The following is a 21,708-nucleotide window of genomic DNA, read 5'->3' as shown; positions in this document are numbered from 1 at the left end:
GTTTAACCTCTAATTTATTCAACAACGATGAGATCTTTTTTCATCTTTGAAATTATTTCGCAACTATTTTTTTTCACGACAACCGTGTCCTCAATCCGAATGCCCCACAGGCCGGGATAGTAGAGGCCGGGTTCAACCGTCACCACCATTCCGGCATTTAAAACATCCTGTGAATTCGGCGCCAGCCTAGGCGCTTCATGAACCTCCAGACCGACACCATGACCTGTTCCGTGTACAAAATAGCGGCTGTATTTTTTACCCAACACACCGCGAACCAACGCATCCACATCCGCCGCGGCTATTCCTGCCCTGAGGGACAAGATGGCTTCATCATGAGCCCGCAGTACCGCACGATAAGCATTTTTTTTATCACCTGTCAATTCCCCAATTGCAAATGTACAAGTTTCATCAGAACAGTAGCCCTGATATTTAACGCCAAAATCAATAACCACAAAATCCCCACTCCTGATCTTGCGATTTGTAGGCTGGGCATGCGGGAGCGCCGCATTCTCTCCGGAGGCGATAATCGTTTCAAAGGCAACCTGCTCGGCCCCCGCAAGGCGCGCCGTTATTTCCAGTTGCAGAGCCGTTTCCAGTTCCGTCCAGCCGGGTCGTATTTCGCGGGCAAGTGTGTCTATCGCTTTCGAGGCGATAGCCGCCGCTTTTTTCATGACGGCAATTTCATGCTGGTCTTTATAAGCCCGAAGCAATCTTAATTCGTCACCCAGTCCGACCAATTTAATATTTTTCAGCCTGCGTGTTAAATCATTATACATTTCCACCGTAACGCAAGAGGCTTCAAAGCCGATATTTTTCAGGCCTAACTCCTTCAAGGCCTGTTCGATTCCCTGAATTTTATTTTGATAATGAAGGACGGAAATCCCCCTGACCTCAGCTGCGGCTTGCGTGGTGTAACGTCCATCAACAAGAAGCCTCGCGTCATCGGAGCTTAAAACCAACAGGCCGTCACTGCCGGTAAATCCCGACAGATAGCGGATATTACTGATATTGGAAAACAGGATGCCATCGACGTGATAATCAGGGAATTTTTTCTGAACGGCATGAAGCCTGAGGAGAGAAAAATTATCGATTGCATGCGGCATGAGTCTTCGTCCTATTAATATTGGTCAGCCATCCCGATAGCGTATTGATTAATTGATCGGAAGAAGCATTATCCTGTTGATCGATTTTACTTTCTTTTTTTTGTACGTCCTCAGAAGCAGTCCCTGGCGAGGTTAATGCCCGGCCCTTCTCAGCAAACGGACTATACGCCCGATACTGCTGATAACAAAGTTGGGCCTCTTTTGCATAGCCATTTTTTGCGTATAATTCTCCCATCCGGACAAATACGCCGGTCAATGCGGCAATTTTGTCCTCCAGAGCACAAAGCATCCGCTGGGATTCCGTGAGATGAGCCATCGCGATTTGTGCTTCACCGACTGCAACGTAGGCGTCAGCGTCCATGGGAAATTCTCTCAGTCGTTCAAGAGACAAGACCAGTGCGTCAGCATACCGTTTGTTTTGAAGCAAATATTTGTACTGATCGGGAAATGCAATACGGTTTTTTTCGAAGGTTTGATTTTCCATGGCTGCTTAAAAATGGCGGGAATGTGTTTTATTGAAACAAAAAGATAAAACAGCAAGTATGTTCATTCGTTTATATACTTTCGATCACCCTTCACCTCAAAGACCGCAGATACTCTCGGGCTTCTTGTCCAAATGGTGATTGCGGGGCAAGCTTGATGACCTGTTGAAAAGAATTTTTCGCATTCGCGGGGTCTTTAATTTTTAAGTAAGTTTCAGCCAGAAAAAAATGAGCGTCATAAAGTGAAGGGTTCAGCGTCACAGATTTTTCCAAATGCTCTTTTGCCTGGGCTAAATTGGATTTCTTGATATAGATTAACCCCAGAAATTTTTCGATCTGAGGCTGTAAGACAATCATCCCATCCTGCCTTGATGCCTGCTGAAACCGTGACAGGGCCATATCGTAATTCTGCAGGTTATAGTAAGCTAAACCGGAGTTATACAAGGCACGTCCCGGAGTTACATACAGGTGATTATTTAAAGCTTTATCAAATGCATCAATAGCCCTCTCCCATTGACCCATATCCATATAAATGGCGCCCAGATAATTGTACGCTTCCGAATAATCATTTTTCAACGACACAGCCGTCTGAAATCTTTCCATCGCCTTGTCTTTTAAACCACGTCCCAGATACGCAATTCCCAAATGATAATTGATGACCGGATCGTCTGGGGCATTTTTATCAGCCTCCAGCAGTTCCTTGAGAGCGCCCAGGTATTGCCGCGCTTCAATTAAGGCTATCCCCTTTTTCAAATAAGCATCGGCCTGATCTCTATGCCAGGGCGTGCTGGTGCAGGAGATAAGAAATAACTGGCAAAATAAAACCGACAGGATAATTATTGTTTTCAATTTCATGATTCAGTCCACTTGAGCCGGCAAGAACATTGAATTGCGTTTTGCGCACTCACCGATAAAAATCCCTCTGCACATCCGGCTGCAGAGGGATTGATGTCCGGTCGCGTTATTTTCTATTCTTTACGGCAACGGTCCGATTGATTGGCAAGCGACGTATTGCACTCATCTTCAACATATCCGGATTCCGATAATATCTTTGGCGTGATAAATATCATCAATTGCCGTTTTTGCCTTGTGACGCCTTCCGTTTTAAACAGCCATCCCAAAACCGGAATCTTATAAAACAAGGGAAGTCCGGATACCGACGTACTTTCTGTATTTTTGGATATGCCGCCGATAACGACCGTATCTCCATCGGACACGACAACCTTGGATTCCACTTCATTCTTGCGAATGGGCGGATTGCCCTGAAGTGTTTGTCCTGTAGCATAGTCCGGTGTGTCGTTAGTCGCTTTGATTTCCATGGAAATCCGGCCTTCATCGGTAATTTTCGGTTTTACCTCCAACCGCAAAACAGCTTCCTTAAAAGTAACGCTTGCCGCTGAAGTGCCTGAAGCCGGCGTCACATAGGGCACTTCATCACCCTGTTTGATAACGGCTTTCACATTGTCCATCGTCACGACTCTGGGCGCTGAAATTATTTTACCTTGAGCGGTTGTTTCCAGGGCCTGCAATTGAGTTTCGATATAGCCGCTGGCCCCTCCAAAAACAAGGCCGAAGGTCGGTCCGGCCACTATGGCGGGAAAATTGACAGCCGCCATTGTTAATGGCGTGGTGGCGGTCTTGGAGACCACTTCAGACGGATACCTGATCGATTGAGAATTGGTTGTCGAAAGCGGATTCATCCCGCCGGAAAAACCCAATCCGTAATTCCCGGTAGATGCGTGCTGGCCGAATCCCCATTGAATACCAAGATTTCTGGTAAAATCATCCGTCACTTCTACGATTTTCGCTTCAATCAGGATCTGGCGCAGTTTCCCTTTTTCGACCAGAATTTGTTGTTCTCTTGCCTTGCGGGCGTCATCCGCTTTTACCTTATCCTCTTCCGCCTTGAGTTTGTCTGCTTCATCTTTTTTCTTTCTGTCCAGAGTCATAACGCTGATGACATTGCCCATTTGCTTCTTGCCAAGGCCTTTGATATCCAGAATTGAATCCAACGCCTGTTCCCAGGGTACATTTTTCATCGTTAGAGTAACATTACCCTTAACATCATCTCCGGAAATGATACTCACATTGCCGTATTCAGACATTAAACGTAAAACGCTCTTGATATCCGCATCCTGAAAATCAAGCGACACGATTCTATCCGTATATCTTTTAGTTGCCTCACGACCGGCCTGTTGCTTTGCACTATTCCCTTCACTGGAAGCAGCGCCAGCCGGCGCGTCTCCGGACTTTTGACTAGCCGCGCTTAACTTTGCTTCCACACCGGAAATATTGAAGTCAATAACAACAATCTTTCCTTCCTGTCTTATGGAATAGGGAACAATTTCTTTAAGATTAATTTTCAAATTAATCCATTGTTTGCCTTCCGACGTCCGCTGCTGCACCTGCACATCAGTTACATTAAGAGACTGTTTCCACGCCAGGGTGTCGCGCATGTTGTCAGGCGCATACAGATTTTCCAGACTGATGAGCAGGCTATTATCTCCCTGAATGGACGTGGGAGCAATGGAGGGCTGCTGGGATACAACAAGATTGATCCTTTCCCGGCCGGACAACTTTTCAAATAATATGTTTTCCAGATAACCTACATTTGTTGTTTCACTTTTAGCACCGGGATTATTATCTTGAGCTGCGCTTAAATCCGTAATTACCCCGGCCGGAGCACATAAAAAAACCCAAAGGATTATGAAAACAGGGATTATTTTGGATAAATATTGTTTCATGATATTACCTCATTAAATATTTTTACGCAGTTTCAAAATGATTCTTTTTACTTTTTTCCCGTTCAATTCATCCACTGTTACTCGATCTGCCAGAATATTGGTTACCTTCCCGTTACGAAGACCGATGCGCGTTCCGATAAAAAGCGGATAAAACTTTTTAGCCGAATCCTGCACAACTGCCACACGACGCGTCTGATCCCCGATGATTCCAACCAGGTTGAAACTTTCCGCTTCCTCCCGCTGCAATGGGAAAATGGATTCCACTTTAGTTTCTTTTTTCGCCACAGCCGCGACTTGTACATCAATAAAAGGTTTAAACGGATCGGGCTTGCCCGACGGATTATAACTGTAAACATTCACCGGCGGCGTTGGCACAGGCGGCAAGGCGGGTGCTTGTATTTGAGGCTGGCCGGTTCGCGGAGCGGATGGCAATGTTTTCACAACCGGTTTATTTGTTTCTGCGCCGAAAGCACAAAAAGCTGTTGTAAAAAGAATCAACAAATTGCACAAAATGATAATTTTAATTTTTTTCATTTTTCTTTTCACTTGTTTTCTCTTTTTTATCCACAAACATGTACGTTTTCACGGTACAGGATGTAGTAATAAGATGTCCCCGTCCTTTAACAGCTCTTCGTTCACCCATAGAAATATCGGAAATATTGACAATACGAGGCAATTTGGCCACTTTTTCAAAAAAGTGAACAATATTCTGAAAATTGCCCGTTACGGTCACTTTTACCGGTATTTCCTCATAAAAAGGTTCTGGAGCCGGCGGCGGCGCCTTCTTTCCATCACCGGGCTTCGCCGGTATGTTAGCCGTTTTTTGAGAGTCTGCTTTTTCCTTCTCTTCCTGCCTCTTATCGGAAGGCTTTAGTTTTGCAGAAAGTTTATCAGGTCCGGCATCAGCCATGGTTTTAGGCACAGAGGCTTTCGGCTCAAACAATAAAAACTCAACACCCGTATCCCGGCCCGCCATAGCGACGGAATGAAAAAGGCCGGGGATTTCCCGCTGGTCGGGAAGTTTTAACAAAGCCACTTTATAATTCTGTTCCAGCGCTGCAACATCGGTTTTGTATTTATCGAATTGCTTCGCTAATTTTTCTTTCTGTGTAATTTGTGATTCAACATCCTGATAATCTTTATCAAGTTCTGCTTTTTTGTTTAACGTATCGGATAGAAAATAAGCGTAATACACATAACCGATAAGAAAAATAACTATAACAACGATCAGGGCCTTGGCCTGCGGGGACAATTTTTTAATATCGTTTACGGTTATGGGCATAATTAAAATCCCTTTTTCAGTTTGCAGTTAAAAATAAACTGCTGCAAGGTTGTGTCGGCAATCACCACGTTTTTTGACGAAACCAAATCAACCGACTTGATGGGGGCAAAATTTTCAATGGTTTTCATAAAATCAGCAGCAACAATATTGTCACGGCCAACTCCCTCGATCGTCAGACTGTCATTGTTTTGTACAATTCTTGTCAGCCAAACGTTTCTTTGCGGAACCAGCATGGATAAATCATCAAGCGTTTTGACCGGCAATAATCGATTTTCTTCCAGCGTGCTGATCACACCGAGTTTTAACTCCAGGTCGGCTTTCTGGCGTTTAAACTTTTCCAGGTTTCCAATTTTTGCATCTAAAACTTTCAAGGTTTCTTTGGAATCCGCAAGTTTTTTTTCTATATCCTTTACTTGTGTCACCATATGAATCTGGAACAGAACAAGACAAAGAATAAAAAAGATAAACGACCCTGCAATAATCGTAATCTGTCTGGCAAGATTATCTTTCTTTTCTTTTTCACGGTAAGGTAAAAGATTAATCTTTATCATTTATCACCTATTTTCCTTAAACCCAACCCAATGGCCACAGCGCCGATTGTCTTGATGCTGTCGAGCTTCCCCGCATCAATATTTTTTTTGTTATAGCCGATTTTTGAAAGTGGATTAATTAATTCCGTCTCTATATTTAATCGCTGCGATAAATGGTTGTCTAAACCCGCAATTCTTGATGATCCGCCCGATAGATACACATGCTTGATATAATCGCCCCCGAATGTTGAACGGAAGTAATCAATGGATCTTTCGATCTCTGAACATATCGGTTCGGCACAATCTAAAATAACGTTTTTCAGATCCATGTTTTCCTGCTCGCTGCCGGGAAGACCGTCTGTTTTCATGCCCTCGGCTTCTTCCGCCGACACCTGATATTTTTCCTGCAACCTTTCGGTGATCTCATTTCCGGCAATCGTAAAATCTCTGGTAAAGATGGATATTCCACCTTTAATGACATTAATATTGGTCAAGTGCGCGCCAATGTTAACGATGACGATAATATCATTCTCTTCAAATTCGTAGTTGGACTCATACATGGTTTCCAGCGCAAAAGAATCCACATCCATGATCATGACCGTAAGACCGGCCGCGGTAATCGCATCCAGGTAACTGCTGACATCCGTCTTCTTGGCGGCAACAATGATAACGTCCATTTGATTGGGGTTCTGTTCATTATCTCCCAGGATCTGGAAATCATAATTTACATCATCCATATTATCAAAAGGAAGGTATTTACCGGCTTCATCATGGATCAACTCACGCAGTTCCGTCTCTTCCATCTGGGCAAGCGTTACTTTTTTAACAATGACGGAACTGCCGGAAAGAGAGGTTACAATTCCTTTTCCTTTGCAACCGGAATTATGGAAAAGTTCTTTGATCGTTGACGCTAAAACACTGGGATTTTCCACAACGCCGTCAACGATCGTTCCGGATGGGACGGGGATTTGACGGAACCGGTTGAGTACCTGACCGCTGGAGGTCGTGATGATCTCAGCCAGCTTCAAAGAGTTTGATCCGATATCCAGCCCGACAAGCTGTTTTTTTCCTGTAAATAGTTCTTTTAAATCCATTAAAGCACCGTCATGTTATTGCTTGCTTGAAAACATGCTTTCGTTCATTTTGTCAGCCGGTAAACAACATCTCCGCTTTTCACCATGCCTAGCTCGTTGCGCGCGATAGATTCAATATAAGCTAGATCACTTCGTAATAAAATTATTTTTTCTGCCAGTTCTTTGTTTTGCGCTACCAGATCGTTATTTTCCGCTTTCATCTGTGACAGTCTTTTACCCATAAAATAATTATCGACAACCCCTCTGTTGCCAAAGGTTATCAAAAGAGTCATTAAAAACAAAAAGGCAACTAAATATCTGCCGATTTTCATTTACAAACAATGCCTCCAGGTGAAATACCATAAAATGCCTTTTGTACTCCCCTTTATTGAGGGAAAACTTCTTCATAGGTTTTTTGCAAGGCCTTGGCCACTTTTAACTCCGAGTTCTTTCTTGTAGGTAATCCTTTTTCCATTTTGGCAATTGTCTGCGGCGTCAGTTCAGCCTTGCGGGCAAGCTGTGATACACTCAGAGGAATAGATTCGCGAAACTTCTTTACTCTATTTTTCTTTGTATTTTCCATAATGAGTTAAAGTAATACCTTCTCTTTTGGTTCAAAAAACTATAATCAAAAGAAAAAGTCAAGAAAAAAACTTAATTATCATTAAAATTATTTAAAATTAATTAATATTAATTATTGATAATACACATCATCATGTGTTTATGAAATATTGGCAACACAACATATAGTGTTTTTATCTATTTAGAACAAATCTGAGGAATTATGTTTCTCTATCGGGAAACTTATAGATGACTTACACTCGGTAAATTCTGCTGCGGTTCGCCAAGCAAAAATTTACCGCTTTCAATCCATTCTTTGAGAAGATTGGCTATTTGATTGGCCTTGTAATAACTGGACAGGGGGGCAGTAATAACTTTTTTATTATCAATGATAATGGAACCGCTCTTGAGATCCTGATAACTGACTTCGAAAACAGGCTTAGGATTGCCCTTGGGATAGTCCATGCTGTAATCATAGACTTGCGCGTAAATATCCGCGTCCTTTACCGCGGTAAAGCGCGCCATGTCTTCATCCAGAATGGGAATGGGAATACCGATGCCGACGAACATCGAAATACCATAGCCTAAAAAACTGGCTCCGGTCAGCCATTCGGGGCTCATTTCCTTCAAATTACCAATAACAGCGATAGTGCCTGCGCCTTCCTTGGGCACGCCATTAGGCCCTCTGGCCACATTTGGATTATGCTGTGTGCCCGGCCAGACGACAAACCCCTGAGCTCCGCCTAAAAAAATTCGTGTCCCGATACCGATTGTACGGTAATAAGGATCATTAAGCAACGGACTCAGTTGCCCCGACGTTGCATAGGATGCATTGGCCATGCGCGGACGCAGCATGCCCATATAGGTGTAAATCGTCGTATCCGACAGGTTGACGGCGCAATTATAGTTCTGATAGGCATTACGCGGATTGAATAAAACGGCGTCCCGTAAATCACTGATGGTAATATTTTTTTCAAATTTACGCGATGGATAGCAATCGGTGCCATATCCCTCGGCGCGCAGTTTCACGACGTTACCGGATACCAGATCTTCAATGACATGGCCGCCGCCATAATTGAATTCACCCGGATACACACTGTTTTGCGGGTCGCCTTCAACGACTTCGGTTGCACCCAGATAGCAGTCGACGGCCGCAATACCGCCATAGGCCGGCACGTCGTTGAGCCAGACCTTGGAGGCCCTGATACGCGGAGAGGTATGCCCGAAATTCAGAAAAGCGCCGGAAGAACACATGGCGCCGAATGTTCCGGTCGTCACGACATCAATCCGCCGCGCCGCTTCCACATCACCATGCCGCTCCACGATATCGATCATTTCCTCAGCGGTCACGACAACGGCTCGCCCTTTTTTGATCTTTTCGTTGATTTCCTGAAATGTTTTTTTAACTTTGAATTTTTTCATGAACTCTTTTTGTCCGGGCAAATTTGTTTTTACATATCACTGTTTCAGGACAAATGCAAAAGCAAGAAAATCCGGGAAGGAAAATAGAAGCAATCATTGTCAGGCCGCAGAGAATCTTCGGCCCGCTGCCTTCTTCAGGTATGACCGAAACCGCCGCCGCCCCGGACCGTTTCATCAAGCGTGTCTGATTCGACCCATTGGGCCTGACAGATTTTCTGAATCACCATTTGCGCCAGACGCATGCCTCTTTGCACCACAAAAGGCGACTCGCCGTGATTGATAACAATCAGGGCGATCTCACCGCGATAGTCCGCATCGATGGTGCCGGGTGAATTTAAAAGGGTGATGCCGTTATGGACGGCCAGACCGCTGCGTGGTCGAATTTGAGCCTCATATCCTTCGGGCAGGGAAATGGCGATGCCGGTCGGAATTTTTCTGCGCTCGCCCGGCTGAATTGTTTCGTCGGACAAGACAGCTGCAAAAATATCCATACCCGCCGCCTGTTCGGTCATATACCGGGGAAAAGGAATATCATCACTTCCCGCGATCTTTTGAATATGAATTTGTATTTTTTCCATGAAACTCAGGGGCATCATTTCATGATGCTGGCAGAGGCGAATTTATTTTCCCCTGCCAGCATGAGATGATTCATTGGATGATTTCTTACTACTTTATTTCAGCGTCCAGCGCCTCTTTACGACTGAGACGAATCTTGCCCGACTTATCGACTTCCAGCACCTTGACCATGACCTCATCGCCTTCCTGCAATACATCCGTCACTTTGGCGATTCTTTCCTTGGCAATTTGCGAGATATGCAACAGCCCTTCCGTCCCGGGCAGAATTTCGACAAACGCGCCAAAATCAACAATTTTCTTTACGGTACCGCGGTAAATCTTCCCGACTTCCGCTTCTTCGGTCAGCCACTTCACCATCGCCACGGCCCGGGCCGCCGCTTCGGCGTCGGCGGAAGCAATGGTTACGGTGCCGTCATCTTCCACATCAATGGTCACACCGGTTTCACTGATAATCTGACGGATGTTCTTACCGCCGGAACCGATCACTGTGCGCACCTGATCTTCCTTAACCTTAACAGTGGTAATCCGCGGCGCATAGAGAGAAATATCTGATCGTGGCGCAGTCATGGTCTCGCGGATTTTACCGATGATGTGGATGCGGCCTTCGCGGGCCTGCGCCAATGCCTTGCGCAGAATATCTTCCGTCAGGCCGTCGATCTTAATATCCATCTGCATGGCGGTAACGCCTTTTTCGGTGCCGCAGACTTTGAAATCCATATCGCCCGCATGGTCTTCATCGCCGAGAATATCCGATAAAATGACAACCTCGTCGCCTTCTTTGAGCAGCCCCATGGCAATGCCCGCGACAATGTCCTTCACCGGCACGCCGCCGTCCATTAAAGACAGAATACCGCCGCAGACCGAAGCCATGGACGACGAACCGTTGGACGCCATAATTTCCGAAACAATCCGGATGGTATAGGGAAAGGTCTCGGGAGAAGGGAGGACGGGAACCAGTGCTTTACGCGCCAGCGCGCCATGGCCGATTTCTCTTCTGCCGGGACTGCGCAACGACTTGGCCTCACCGACACTGAAGGGCGGGAAATTATAGTGCAGCAGGAACGATCTCCGTTCTTCGCCGGCAATATAGTCCATCCGCTGCTCATCAGCGGAGGTGCCCAGGGTAAGCACGGCCAGCGCCTGTGTTTCACCGCGGGTAAACAAAGCCGACCCATGGGTGCGGGGCAATATGCCGACTTCCGAGTTGATCGGGCGGATATCGGTCGAAGACCGGCCGTCGATTCTCTTCTTTTCCTGGATAATCATATCGCGAAGAATCCGGGATTCCAGATGCTCGATGATCGCCGCAACTTTTTTACTAAGCGCCGCGTCGCCGGCGCCGATACTTTTGATTACCGCTTCGCGGACATCGCCCAGTTTACTGTAACGCTCCAACTTGCGCGGTATGCTGTAACCTTCTTTTAAACCGGGCAGAGCTTCGGTACGCACACGGGCGATGAGTTCTTCATCCGGCGCTGCTTCTGCCACGGGCCGCTTGGCTTTGCCAATCTCCGCACGCATCTTGTCCTGCAAATCAATAACCGGACGGACGGCTTCCAATCCGAAATTAATAGCATCGATAATAATGTCTTCCGCAACCTCGTTGGCTTCGCCTTCCATCATCACCAGTTCGACGTCATAGGGACGGCCTGCACGCCCCGGCGTGACTTTACGTCCCACCAGGAAAAGGTTCATTTCGCTTTCCTTCATTTTTTCCGCCGAAGCATTGGCAGCAAATTCACCATTGATCCGCCCGACACGCACACCGGCAATCGGTCCCTTAAACGGGGCATCGGACATCTCCAGGGCGGCCGACGCGCCGATCATCGCCGCGACATCGGAGTCGTTTTCCTTATCCACGGACAGCACCGTGGCCACGATTTGCGTTTCCGAATAATATCCTTTGGGAAACAGGGGGCGAATCGCACGATCAATGATCCGCGACGTTAGAACTTCCCGTTCATTGTTCCGCCCCTCTCTTTTGAAAAAACCGCCGGGAATTTTACCGGCCGCAAAGGTCTTTTCCTGATAGTCCACTGTCAGCGGCAGAAAATCCACGCCTTCCCTGACGCTCTTTAAAGAGACCGCCGTCACCAGCACGACGGTATCGCCGTAATAAACCAGCGCCGAACCGTCCGCCTGCGCGGCTACGTAATTAGCCTTAATTGAAAAATTACGCCCCGCAAAATCCGTACTAAATACATTACTCATTGATTTTCCTCCACCTTCTTAGGTTGATGCCTGGAACAGGAAATTCAAGGGCGAAACGCAAAAGCCGATTGACGCAGGTATTTACGAATACTTGTCCAATCGGTTATCCTTTTGCCTTCCGCCCTTGAATGGCTCTTGTTATTTTCTGAGACCCAGACGTTTGATTATGTTTCTGTAACGCTCCACATCATCTGTTTTGATGTAATTGAGCAATCTTCTTCTCTGGCCGACGAGCTTCAGCAGACCCCGCCGTGAGTGATGATCTTTCTGGTGCGCCTTAAAATGCTCGGTCAGATATTCAATCCTGGCGCTCAAAAGAGCAATCTGTACTTCCGGCGAACCGGTATCTTTCTCGTGAAGCCGGTAGTCCTCGATTAATGCTTTTCTCTTTTCCAAAGTTAACACGCTGCTTTCCTCCCTCTAAATTAATTCCTTGTTTATTTCAGTTGTTCGTTAATTTGTACTGTTAAAAATCCTGTGTATCCTGGCCACCTGAGTTCTTCCATCCTGATTGGCCATTTCACTTGCCGGTATCTGCATTTCCGCTACCGCCACCAAATAACCACCGGGAGCAATAAACTTTATCATATCTCCCGCCGCAAGAAAAGGAAGAACATTTTGCCGCATCATCTCCGCATCCGGTTGAAATCCAGCCCGCAGTTTGCCGGCCAGCGATTCACTGATTTCAATAGCGGCAAATACCGGCAAAGACTGAGCCATCGACAACATCCCGGACAAGAGTTCCTTCTTTTTCTCCCCGGCCGCGGCATTTCCCAGAGCCATCGCCATATCTTCGGTAAAAAAACCGCTCCGGAGCCTGCGCAAACCGGATAAACATGCCCCGCAGCCTAACGCTTGACCGGCGTCGGAGCAGATGGTCCGGATATACGTGCCCTTGGAACAGGCAATGTCAAACGTTACATAAGGAAAGGAAATATTTCTTATATTTAAACTGAATATTTCCACTTCCCGCGCCGCTATTTCCGGAAATTCTCCGGCTCTCGCATATTTGTACAAGGGCTTGCCCTTATGTTTCAAGGCCGAAAAAGCCGGTGGAACCTGTTTTATTCTGCCTACCAATTGCCCGAGCACATTTCGAATCTCTGTTTCGGAAACAATGCGGTCCGATTTTTCAGTGATCTTCCCTTCCGTATCCTGCGTGTCCGTCTGAACTCCCAGCAGCATGGTCGCCAGATATGTTTTGTTCTGGGCCGATAAAAACGGCGCCAGTTTTGTCGCCTCATTGAGGCAAACCGGCAAAACACCGGTCGCCAGCGGATCCAGCGTCCCGGTATGACCTGCTTTCTTAGCGCCCAGGATCTTTTTGACTTCACTCACGACATCATGGGAAGTTACGCCTGCCGGTTTGTCAATCACCACGATACCGTCCATAAGCCCTACAACTCTTTGACCGCTTCTTGCACCCGCAACTTAATGGCCTCGATATCGCCGTCGATCCGGCAAGCCGCCGCGTTGACATGACCGCCGCCGCCGAATTTCCGGGCTATTTTCTCCACATTGACCTTGCCTTTGGAACGCAGGCTCAGCTTAAACTGTTTTTCTCCCATTTGCGTATAGAGCATCGCAATGTCAATCCCTCTGACGGTCCGGGGAATATCCACAAACCCGTCGGTCTGTTCCATCGTGGCGCCGGTGTCCTGCAGGTGCTTCCACATGACCGTTAGCGACGCCGTTCTGTTTTCCATATCCAGAGTCAACGTTTCCAGAACCCTGGACAATAGCTGAATCTTGGCCGGCGGATCATTTTCATAAATATTTTCGGAAATCCACTGGGGTTCCGCACCGCCTTCCACCAGATCGCCTGCCGCCCTGAGCGTTTCCTGATGCGTGCTGGAATAGCGGAAACCGCCCGTATCCGTCAAAATAGCCGCGTACAGATTCGTACAGATGTCTTTTGTCATCTTCACGTGCATCCTGCGCATCAAACGATAGAGAAGTTCGCCGGTAGAGCTGGCCTTGGGATCCAGCAATCTCAATTTGCAAAACCCGCCATTGGATACATGGTGATCAATATTAATCAACGTCTTAATCGTGGCCACTTTTTCGGCAATTTTGCCCACACGGTCAAGTTCGGAACAATCCAGAATAAAAGCGACATCGTATCTTTCCAGATGCGCAAGGTCGTGAACAATATCCTCAGCTGCGGGCAAAAACCGGTAGTGCTCAGGCGTGGGATCCTGATTGTAAATCACCGCCTCCTTGCCTAAATCCTTTAACATCAAATACAGCGCCAGTTCAGAACCCAACGCGTCTCCATCCAGCCGAACATGCGCTGTGATCAAAAATTTCTTCCCTTGCGAAATCGCCGCCAGTATTTCTTTAACCATTATCTTCATCCTGTTTGGCGATTCCGGCCAGCAGTTTTTCAATACGGTTGCCGTAGCCGAAAGACTTGTCATGCACAAAAACAATATCCGGTACCAAGCGAAGCTGCAGACGATGGCCCAGTTCCCGCCTTACAAATCCCTTGGCTTTGCTGAGGCCCGCCATAACATCTTTGCTGCATTCATCTTTGCCCATCTCAACAAAATAAATTCTGGCGTTACGCAAATCATCCGTCATTTTGACTGCCGTAATCGTCACCGCGTGCAGACGGGGATCTTTCACAACTTTGAGCAGAATATCGGCCATTTCCGCCATAATCAACTCGCCTACTCTGTCCGCTCTTTTAAAACTACTCATCGTACTTGCCTGCTTCCCAATCGGTCGCTTCCAGAAAATCCGAAACCACCATAATTTCCATTTTCGAGTTCAGCACTTCCGCCACTTCTAAATCACCAATAAACCGAAGCAGATGATCGGCTTTGCCGTTGATGTAGCGCGACTCATTACCGGTCATCGCAAATCCGATTTCGGCGAACTGATGATGATCCAGATCGCCCACCTGGGCGATGGAAATGTTAAACTCATTTTGCACGCGTTTTATGATTTTATTCAAAACGCTTCTTTTTTCCTTCAAAGAGCCGGATTCCGGAATCCGTAATTGAATTATTCCGTAGCCGATAACCATAAAGCATTGCTCAAGCCAACTGCTATAATTTTCTTTCCAGCGTCTCGATGATATACGCCTCGATGACGTCTCCTACCCGAATATCGTTATAGCCTTCGATGCCGATGCCGCAGTCGAAACCGGTCAACACTTCCTTGGCGTCGTCTTTAAAGCGTCTCAGCGAAAGGATTTTGCCGTCGAATACGACCACGCTGTCGCGCACCAGTTTAACACCGGCTGAACGCGTGATTTTGCCGTCGATCACATGACAACCGGCAATAATGCCGACTTTAGGCACCTTGAAAAGCTCACGGACTTCGGCACGTCCCTGCACCACCTCTTTGTATTCCGGTTCGAGGAGGCCTTCCATGGCGGCACGCACATCGGCAATGACATTGTAAATGATATCGTAGAGCTTGATTTCCACGCCTTCCTGCGAAGCCAGTTCACTCACCCGGGCATCCGGTCTGACGTTAAATCCGATAATGATCGCGTTGGATGCGGAAGCCAGCATGACATCCGTTTCGCTGATGGCTCCCGTCGAGCTGTGAATCACTTTCATCTGAACATCTTCAGTGGAAAGCTTATGGAGCGCGTCGGAAAGCGCTTCGATGGACCCCTGCACGTCGGCTTTGATAATGACGTTCAAATCCTTCACGCCCTCTTTGATCTTCTGGTACAATTGCTCCAGTGTAATTTTGGAGGAAGCGGAAAGCTCTTTTTCTCTGGCTTTCCTGATCCAGTATTCGGCGATATTGCGCGCTTTCTTTTCATCCTCCACACAGACAAATTCCGCCCCCGTCTGGGGAACGCTGGAAAATCCGATGACTTCCACCGGCATGGCAGGTCCGGCCTCCTTGACGCGGCGGCCCTGATCATTGTTCATCGCCCGGACACGGCCGAATTCGGTTTTGGAAACAAAAGCATCCCCTTCCCGCAGGGTCCCCTGCTGAATCAGGACGGTCGCCACCGGCCCGCGTCCACGGTCCAGTTTCGCTTCGATGATAATACCGCGCGCGGACAAATCGGGATCGGCCTTGAGTTCCAGCACATCCGCCTGCAGAAGAATCATTTCCAGCAGTTCTTCAATGCCGGTTTTCTTCTTGGCGGATACTTCGCAAAAAATCGTGTCGCCGCCCCACTGCTCGGACAAAAGCCCGTGCTCGGTGAGTGCCTGTTTGATTTTTTCGGGATCGGCGCCCGGCTTGTCAATTTTATTGATGGCCACAATGATCGGCACACCGGCCACCCTGGAGTGGTTGATGGCCTCAATGGTTTGATCCATGACGCCGTCGTCCGCCGCCACCACCAGAACCACGATGTCCGTGACCTGGGCGCCGCGTGCGCGCATGGCGGTAAAAGCTTCATGGCCGGGCGTATCCAGAAAAACGATGTCGCGGCCGTTGATATGCACGTGATACGCGCCAATAGCCTGCGTGATACCGCCCGCCTCCCCGTCAATGACATTGGTCTGCCGGATGGCATCGAGAAGCGACGTTTTGCCGTGATCAACATGCCCCATAATCGTGACGATCGGAGCCCGCGGCTGGAGATTTTCCGAGGCGACTTCAGGTTTCAGCATCGTGTCTTCAAATTCCACTTCCGCTTTTTCCACCTGAAAGCTGAATTCAGAAGCAACCAGGGTGATGATATCAAAATCGATGGACTGGTTGATGGTGGCCATGACGCCCATTCCCATCAGTTTGTTGATGACCTCTCCGACCTTGACCCCCATTCTTTTGGCCAGTTCACCGGTGGTAATGGTTTCACCCACCCGAATGCGCCGTTTGATGGCTTTGGGCACCGTAATTTCGGTTTTCTTCATTTTGACGGGAGCAGACTTTTTCTCTTCGCGCCATTTGCCGAAAATAACTTCCCGGTCTTCATCAACTTTTTTTAACTTCTTTTCAATCTTCTTTTCCAAGACCTTGCGGCGCGGAACTTCTTTTTCCTCTTCAATAAAAACCTCAACCGGCCCCTTGCCTTTCTTCTTGGGCTTTTCAAATTCCCGTTTGATGATTTTCTCCGGCGGCGGTGGAACGATTCTTTCCCCCGGCTTCGGAATGGGAGCTTTGGCCGGAATTTCCTTTTTTTCTTCGGGCCTCGTGATTTTATGCCGGGACATCATCGGCGGTCTTACCGGGAGAATCACCGGCGGTTGTTTGATTTTGACGGGAAGTATCACAGGCGCCGGTTGTACAGGCTTCGTTTCCACAGCCGGTTCGGCGGGCGGCGCTTCATGAACGGGCGGAACCGCTGCTTCAGCCTGCTCAGGCTTCGTTTCTTCTTTAACGGGAGTTTCCTCTTTCTTGACTTCCCCGGCTACGGCCGCGGGCTGCACATGGGACGGCTCTTCCTTAGTCTTTTTAACTTCGGGGGCTGCAGGCGCTGCGACCGCCTCTTTGCCGGAAGCACTGTCCGGCGCAGCCTTTTCGGCCGCCGGCTTCGTTTCTTCAACCGTTTCTTCGGCGGGGGCTTCTTCAACCGGCGTGCGGACGGTCCGGCGGCGGATAACCGTGGTTTTAATTCGTTCCTCCACGACTTGCCGCGGCGACTTTGCCTGCAGGTCTTCCTTGACCCTCTCGATCTCGTTATCTTCCAAAGTACTGGCATGGGATTTGACTGTGATGCCTAATCTTTCCAGATGAGCAATCAGATCCTTATTCTCCAGACCAAGTTCCTTGGCCAACTCGTGAACTCGCTTTTTCGCCATTCCCGAAACTCCCTCAAATTAAATATTGGGTCCCTGAAAAAAATTACGCTTTTTTATGATCACTCGTTTCCTCGTCTAAAAGCCTGATGGCTTCTTCAATCCATTCCGTGCTTGTCTTTTCGCCGACACCGGGAATTGCGGAAAGCGCTTCCGGTTCCATGGCCGCAAGCATTGCGATGCTTTTAACGCCCTGCGCAAAGAGTTTTTCCGCCATGGCCGGTCCGATGCCGGAAATTTTGGTGAGCGCTTTATGGCCGTCGTCGTCCGTTTCAGCGGCCATTGTTTCACTCTTGACATCGATTTTCCAGCCGGTCAGTTTGACCGCCAGACGGACGTTCTGACCGTTTTTCCCGATAGCCAGCGACAGCTGATCATCGGGAACAATCACCGTCATCGCGCGGTTTTCCTCATCGACAAACACCCGGTTGACTTTGGCGGGAGACAGAGCGCTCGACACAAACTTGGCCGAATCTTCCGTATAGGGAATGATATCGATTTTTTCACCGCGCAGTTCCTGCACGACGCTTTGTACGCGTGTGCCACGCATTCCGACGCAGGCGCCCACCGGATCAATATCCTTATCCTTGGCCTTTACGGCAATCTTGCCGCGTTTGCCCGGCTCGCGGGCTACGCTGACAATGTCAATGAGCCCTTCGGAAATTTCCGGCACTTCCATTTCAAAAAGGGCCTTCAGAAACGCGGGGTGTGTTCGCGATAAAATAATTTGCGCACCCTTTGTATTTTTCTTCACCTCAAAGAGATAAGTCCGGATGCGTTCGCCGCGTTTGTAGGTTTCACGGTGAATCTGTTCCATCGGCGGCACGACGCCTTCCGCCCGTCCCAGATTGACGATAATGTTGCCACCTTCAAACCGCTGGACGAAACCATTGATCAATTCACCCTTGCGGTCTTTGTACTCGTCATAGATATTGTCACGTTCCGCGTCTTTCACGCGTTGAATAATGATTTGCTTGGCCATTTGAACGGCAATGCGGCCAAAAGAGCTGGTTTCGATTTTCATCCCCAGAGAGTCTCCCGGTTCCGCGCCTTCATCGAGGGTTCTTCTGGCTTCCTCTTTGGAAATTTGCGTTTCGGGATCGAGCACTTTATCAACAACCGTTTTAAACTGGAAGACTTCAATTTCTCCGGCGTCGTCATTGTAGTGGGCTTCTATATCCACATCCTGTCCCAGCTTTTTACGCGCCGCCGTCAGCATGGCGGCCTCAAGGGCTTCTGTAATGATGAGCTTGTCGATACCCCTGTCCTTACCCATCTGCTCGATCAGACGTTTAAGTTCTTGCAACATTTACAAATTCCTCCCTTTTCATCTTTCGGGCTGCACCTAATTTCAGCCTGTCGGCGTTATTGATCATTCTACAACCATCGCTGTCTCATCAACAAGGTTTGCTTTGGCGATTTCATTTTTCGGAATGCTGAATATTTTGCCCGCCACATCGATGCGGACTACTTTTTGGCCGTTTTCTTCCACATAATTCACAAGTGTGCCCTGAAAATTCTTGATGCCGTCGATCTTGAGATGGGTCCTGATTTTTACTTTGGCCCCCTGGAATTTTTCAAAATCCTGATCACGCGATATGGGCCGGTCGAGGCCCGGCGACGAGACCTCCAGTGTATAGGGTCCGCCCGACAGATCATGAACATCCAGAATATCGCCCAGTTGATTGCTGATGGCGGTGCAATCGTCCAGCGTGACGCCGCCTTCTTTGTCCAGAAACAGCCGAAATACCCATCGCGAATGCATTTTCACGCATTCGACGTGAATCAACTCCAGCCCTTCGGAAAGAGCCACCGGCTCGGCAAACTGCCATATTTTGTCTTTTAAATCATCGGTCATATCTATCGCTTCAGAAAATAAAAAAGTGGGCGAAAGCCCACTTCAGCATACTACTTTCAGTGATGGTTGGGAATGCAACTACCATATACCATGAGGCATTGCAAGCACTATTTACCGCCCCAAACAAGCTGTCAGGCAGGCTAAAAATGGAGCGGGCGACCGGGCTCGAACCGGCGACGTCCAGCTTGGGAAGCTGACATTCTACCACTGAATTACGCCCGCTCACGGCTGGTGACTTTTATTCAACATGCTTTATTTGTCAAGGAATTTTTCATTACGACCAATACAGAGAGCCCTGATGAGCCGGGGAACCGGTTTTCTTCCCAGTTGACAGCGGAAGATTTATTGGCTATGAGACGGGTCAGGTCGGGCATATGCCCGTTTTTTTATTTTATTTGGAGTTCTCTTGAGTAAACAACTGGAAAAGGAAATTGAACGCCGCCGGACCTTCGGGATCATCAGCCATCCGGATGCGGGGAAAACGACCCTGACTGAAAAGCTGCTGCTTTTCGGCGGTGCGATTCAGCTGGCGGGTGCGGTCAAAGCACGCAAGGCCTCAAAGCACGCGCTCTCCGACTGGATGTCCATTGAAAAGGAACGCGGCATTTCCGTGACCTCCTCCGTCATGAAATTTGAATATGCCGGCTGCGACATCAACCTGCTGGACACCCCCGGCCACCAGGACTTTTCCGAAGATACGTATCGCGTGCTCACCGCAGTGGACAGCGCATTGATGGTGATCGACGGCGCCAAAGGCGTGGAAACGCAAACACAGAAGCTCATGGAAGTCTGCCGTCTGCGCAACACCCCGATCATCACTTTCATTAACAAGATGGATCGCGACTGCCTCGCGCCGCTCGATATTCTGACGGATATCGAAGATAAACTGCAAATTGAATGCTCGCCTCTGTCCTGGCCTATCGGCATGGGCAAGCGCTTCAAGGGTGTCTACAATCTCTATGATAAGAAGCTGCATCTGTTCACACCGGGAAAAGCCAAGCGCTCGGAAGACGGCGTGATCATCAATGATCTGGCCGATCCGCTGCTGGATGAACTGCTCGACAGTCAGGCGGCCGAACTGCGTGAGGAAATAGCCCTGCTTACAGGCGCGGCCAATCCTTTAGATATCAAGCAATTTCTAAAAGCAAACCAGACGCCGGTTTTCTTCGGCAGCGCCATCAACAATTTCGGCGTAAAGGAATTGCTGGATGCTTTTATCGAAATTGCTCCGCCTCCGGTTCCCCGTCCCACCACGACACGGATCGTCAGTCCGGATGAAGATGATTTCTCCGGCTTTGTTTTTAAAATCCAGGCCAACATGGACCCGGCTCACCGTGACCGCATCGCTTTTATGCGAATTTGCTCCGGCAAATTCGAACGCGGGATGCGCGTGGTGCAGCATCGCATCGGCAAGGAAGTTTCCTTATCCAACGCCACCATTTTTATGGCGCAGGACCGCACCAATATCGAAGAAGCCTATCCGGGCGATATCATCGGCATCCACAACCACGGCACGATCAAAGTCGGCGACACCTTCTCCCAGAAAGAACCGCTCAAGTTTACCGGCATCCCGCATTTCGCCCCGGAGCATTTCTGCCGTGTGCGGCTCAAAGATCCGCTGCGCCTGAAACACCTCCAAAAAGGATTGACGCAGCTTTCCGAGGAAGGCGCCATCCAGGTCTTTAAACCCCTGTGGGGATCGGATAATATACTGGGCGCGGTTGGCTCGCTGCAGTTTGATGTCACCATGGCCAGGCTCAAAGACGAATACAGCGTTTATGCCGACTATGAAAAGACGGATTACGCAGCCGCCCGCTGGGTCACCTGTGATGATGCCAGGAAAATGGAAGACTTCCAGAAAAAAAATCTGATGAATCTGGCGATGGATACGGAAGGAAATCTCGTTTATCTGGCGCTTTCCGACTGGCGGCTTTCCCACACCATGGAAGAATGGCCGCAAATGCAATTCCATAAAACCATGGAAAAAAGCTGATTCGCTTTTACATTTTCCGGTCAGAACAGCGGTGCAAGGCATGTCAAATTTTGACAGCAACGCTCGTGATCATTGGCGGCCATGCCGCGTCCTCCTGCCCCCACCGCTTTTATCAGCAAGGATTACGCTGTGATATTATAATCTTCTTCACTC

Annotated in this window: 22 protein-coding genes and 1 tRNA gene; 1 reads left to right on the top strand and 22 read right to left on the bottom strand. The window is 48.4% G+C overall.

Annotated features, from left to right (window positions below; translation table 11 throughout):
* Positions 1 to 14: 14 nt before the first annotated feature.
* The 22 genes from CVU71_12710 to CVU71_12605 all read right to left on the bottom strand — a co-directional run bounded on the left by CVU71_12710 (position 15) and on the right by CVU71_12605 (position 19,784).
* Complete coding sequence (locus tag CVU71_12710) at positions 15 to 1,103, bottom strand: integrase (GenBank protein PKN18357.1); 1,089 nt, start codon at positions 1,101 to 1,103, stop codon at positions 15 to 17.
* On the bottom strand, positions 1,084 to 1,587 hold the full coding sequence (locus CVU71_12705; protein PKN18356.1) for a hypothetical protein: 504 nt from the start codon (positions 1,585 to 1,587) through the stop codon (positions 1,084 to 1,086). Before CVU71_12705 ends, CVU71_12710 begins: the two co-directional genes overlap by 20 nt.
* Positions 1,588 to 1,678: 91 nt before the next feature.
* Positions 1,679 to 2,440, bottom strand: coding sequence for a hypothetical protein (locus tag CVU71_12700; GenBank protein ID PKN18355.1), 762 nt, complete (start codon positions 2,438 to 2,440; stop codon positions 1,679 to 1,681).
* Between the two features lie 113 nt (positions 2,441 to 2,553).
* The gene (locus tag CVU71_12695) at positions 2,554 to 4,329 is read right to left on the bottom strand and encodes a hypothetical protein (GenBank protein ID PKN18354.1); all 1,776 of its coding nucleotides are present in this window, start codon (positions 4,327 to 4,329) and stop codon (positions 2,554 to 2,556) included.
* 12 nt (positions 4,330 to 4,341) lie between these two features.
* Positions 4,342 to 4,875 carry a hypothetical protein gene (locus tag CVU71_12690; GenBank protein ID PKN18353.1) on the bottom strand — a complete coding sequence of 178 codons (534 nt, stop codon included), beginning with the start codon at positions 4,873 to 4,875 and terminating at the stop codon, positions 4,342 to 4,344.
* Positions 4,850 to 5,611 (bottom strand): hypothetical protein, encoded by a 762-nt coding sequence (locus CVU71_12685; protein PKN18352.1) that lies wholly within the window; start codon positions 5,609 to 5,611, stop codon positions 4,850 to 4,852. Before CVU71_12685 ends, CVU71_12690 begins: the two co-directional genes overlap by 26 nt.
* A 2-nt stretch (positions 5,612 to 5,613) precedes the next feature.
* A complete protein-coding gene (locus CVU71_12680; GenBank protein PKN18351.1) occupies positions 5,614 to 6,162 on the bottom strand; it encodes a hypothetical protein in 549 nt (182 codons plus the stop codon).
* The gene (locus CVU71_12675) at positions 6,159 to 7,235 is read right to left on the bottom strand and encodes a pilus assembly protein PilM (GenBank protein PKN18350.1); all 1,077 of its coding nucleotides are present in this window, start codon (positions 7,233 to 7,235) and stop codon (positions 6,159 to 6,161) included. The genes CVU71_12680 and CVU71_12675 overlap by 4 nt, the downstream gene beginning before the upstream one ends.
* Positions 7,236 to 7,279: 44 nt before the next feature.
* A complete protein-coding gene (locus CVU71_12670; protein PKN18349.1) occupies positions 7,280 to 7,546 on the bottom strand; it encodes a cell division protein FtsB in 267 nt (88 codons plus the stop codon).
* 53 nt (positions 7,547 to 7,599) lie between these two features.
* Positions 7,600 to 7,797, bottom strand: coding sequence for an XRE family transcriptional regulator (locus tag CVU71_12665; GenBank protein ID PKN18348.1), 198 nt, complete (start codon positions 7,795 to 7,797; stop codon positions 7,600 to 7,602).
* 221 nt (positions 7,798 to 8,018) lie between these two features.
* Positions 8,019 to 9,197 (bottom strand): hypothetical protein, encoded by a 1,179-nt coding sequence (locus CVU71_12660; protein ID PKN18347.1) that lies wholly within the window; start codon positions 9,195 to 9,197, stop codon positions 8,019 to 8,021.
* A 134-nt stretch (positions 9,198 to 9,331) separates the two neighbouring features.
* Complete coding sequence (locus tag CVU71_12655) at positions 9,332 to 9,775, bottom strand: dUTP diphosphatase (GenBank protein PKN18714.1); 444 nt, start codon at positions 9,773 to 9,775, stop codon at positions 9,332 to 9,334.
* 88 nt (positions 9,776 to 9,863) lie between these two features.
* On the bottom strand, positions 9,864 to 11,984 hold the full coding sequence (locus tag CVU71_12650; protein ID PKN18346.1) for a polyribonucleotide nucleotidyltransferase: 2,121 nt from the start codon (positions 11,982 to 11,984) through the stop codon (positions 9,864 to 9,866).
* Positions 11,985 to 12,122: 138 nt separating this feature from the next.
* On the bottom strand, positions 12,123 to 12,389 hold the full coding sequence (locus tag CVU71_12645) for a 30S ribosomal protein S15 (protein ID PKN18345.1): 267 nt from the start codon (positions 12,387 to 12,389) through the stop codon (positions 12,123 to 12,125).
* A gap of 48 nt (positions 12,390 to 12,437) precedes the next feature.
* Positions 12,438 to 13,376, bottom strand: coding sequence for a tRNA pseudouridine(55) synthase TruB (truB, locus tag CVU71_12640; GenBank protein PKN18344.1), 939 nt, complete (start codon positions 13,374 to 13,376; stop codon positions 12,438 to 12,440).
* 5 nt (positions 13,377 to 13,381) lie between these two features.
* A complete protein-coding gene (locus CVU71_12635; protein PKN18343.1) occupies positions 13,382 to 14,404 on the bottom strand; it encodes a DHH family phosphoesterase in 1,023 nt (340 codons plus the stop codon).
* Positions 14,325 to 14,687, bottom strand: a complete 363-nt coding sequence (locus CVU71_12630; GenBank protein ID PKN18342.1) for a ribosome-binding factor A — start codon at positions 14,685 to 14,687, stop codon at positions 14,325 to 14,327. Before CVU71_12630 ends, CVU71_12635 begins: the two co-directional genes overlap by 80 nt.
* Entirely contained in the window at positions 14,680 to 15,015 is a 336-nt protein-coding gene (locus tag CVU71_12625) for a DUF503 domain-containing protein (GenBank protein ID PKN18341.1), read from the bottom strand. Before CVU71_12625 ends, CVU71_12630 begins: the two co-directional genes overlap by 8 nt.
* A gap of 22 nt (positions 15,016 to 15,037) precedes the next feature.
* Positions 15,038 to 17,707, bottom strand: a complete 2,670-nt coding sequence (locus tag CVU71_12620; GenBank protein ID PKN18340.1) for a translation initiation factor IF-2 — start codon at positions 17,705 to 17,707, stop codon at positions 15,038 to 15,040.
* Positions 17,708 to 17,750: 43 nt separating this feature from the next.
* Positions 17,751 to 19,013 carry a transcription termination/antitermination protein NusA gene (locus tag CVU71_12615; GenBank protein PKN18339.1) on the bottom strand — a complete coding sequence of 421 codons (1,263 nt, stop codon included), beginning with the start codon at positions 19,011 to 19,013 and terminating at the stop codon, positions 17,751 to 17,753.
* Positions 19,014 to 19,076: 63 nt separating this feature from the next.
* On the bottom strand, positions 19,077 to 19,562 hold the full coding sequence (locus CVU71_12610) for a ribosome maturation factor RimP (GenBank protein PKN18338.1): 486 nt from the start codon (positions 19,560 to 19,562) through the stop codon (positions 19,077 to 19,079).
* 147 nt (positions 19,563 to 19,709) lie between these two features.
* A tRNA-Gly gene (locus CVU71_12605) sits at positions 19,710 to 19,784 on the bottom strand.
* Between the two features lie 184 nt (positions 19,785 to 19,968).
* Between CVU71_12605 and CVU71_12600 the strand changes: the two genes are divergently transcribed.
* Positions 19,969 to 21,555, top strand: a complete 1,587-nt coding sequence (locus CVU71_12600) for a peptide chain release factor 3 (protein PKN18337.1) — start codon at positions 19,969 to 19,971, stop codon at positions 21,553 to 21,555.
* The last annotated feature ends 153 nt before the right edge of the window (positions 21,556 to 21,708 follow it).

The organism is Deltaproteobacteria bacterium HGW-Deltaproteobacteria-6, from assembly GCA_002840435.1.
GTDB lineage: Bacteria > Desulfobacterota > Syntrophia > Syntrophales > Smithellaceae > UBA8904.
This window is presented reverse-complemented; position numbering and strand designations above follow the sequence as displayed.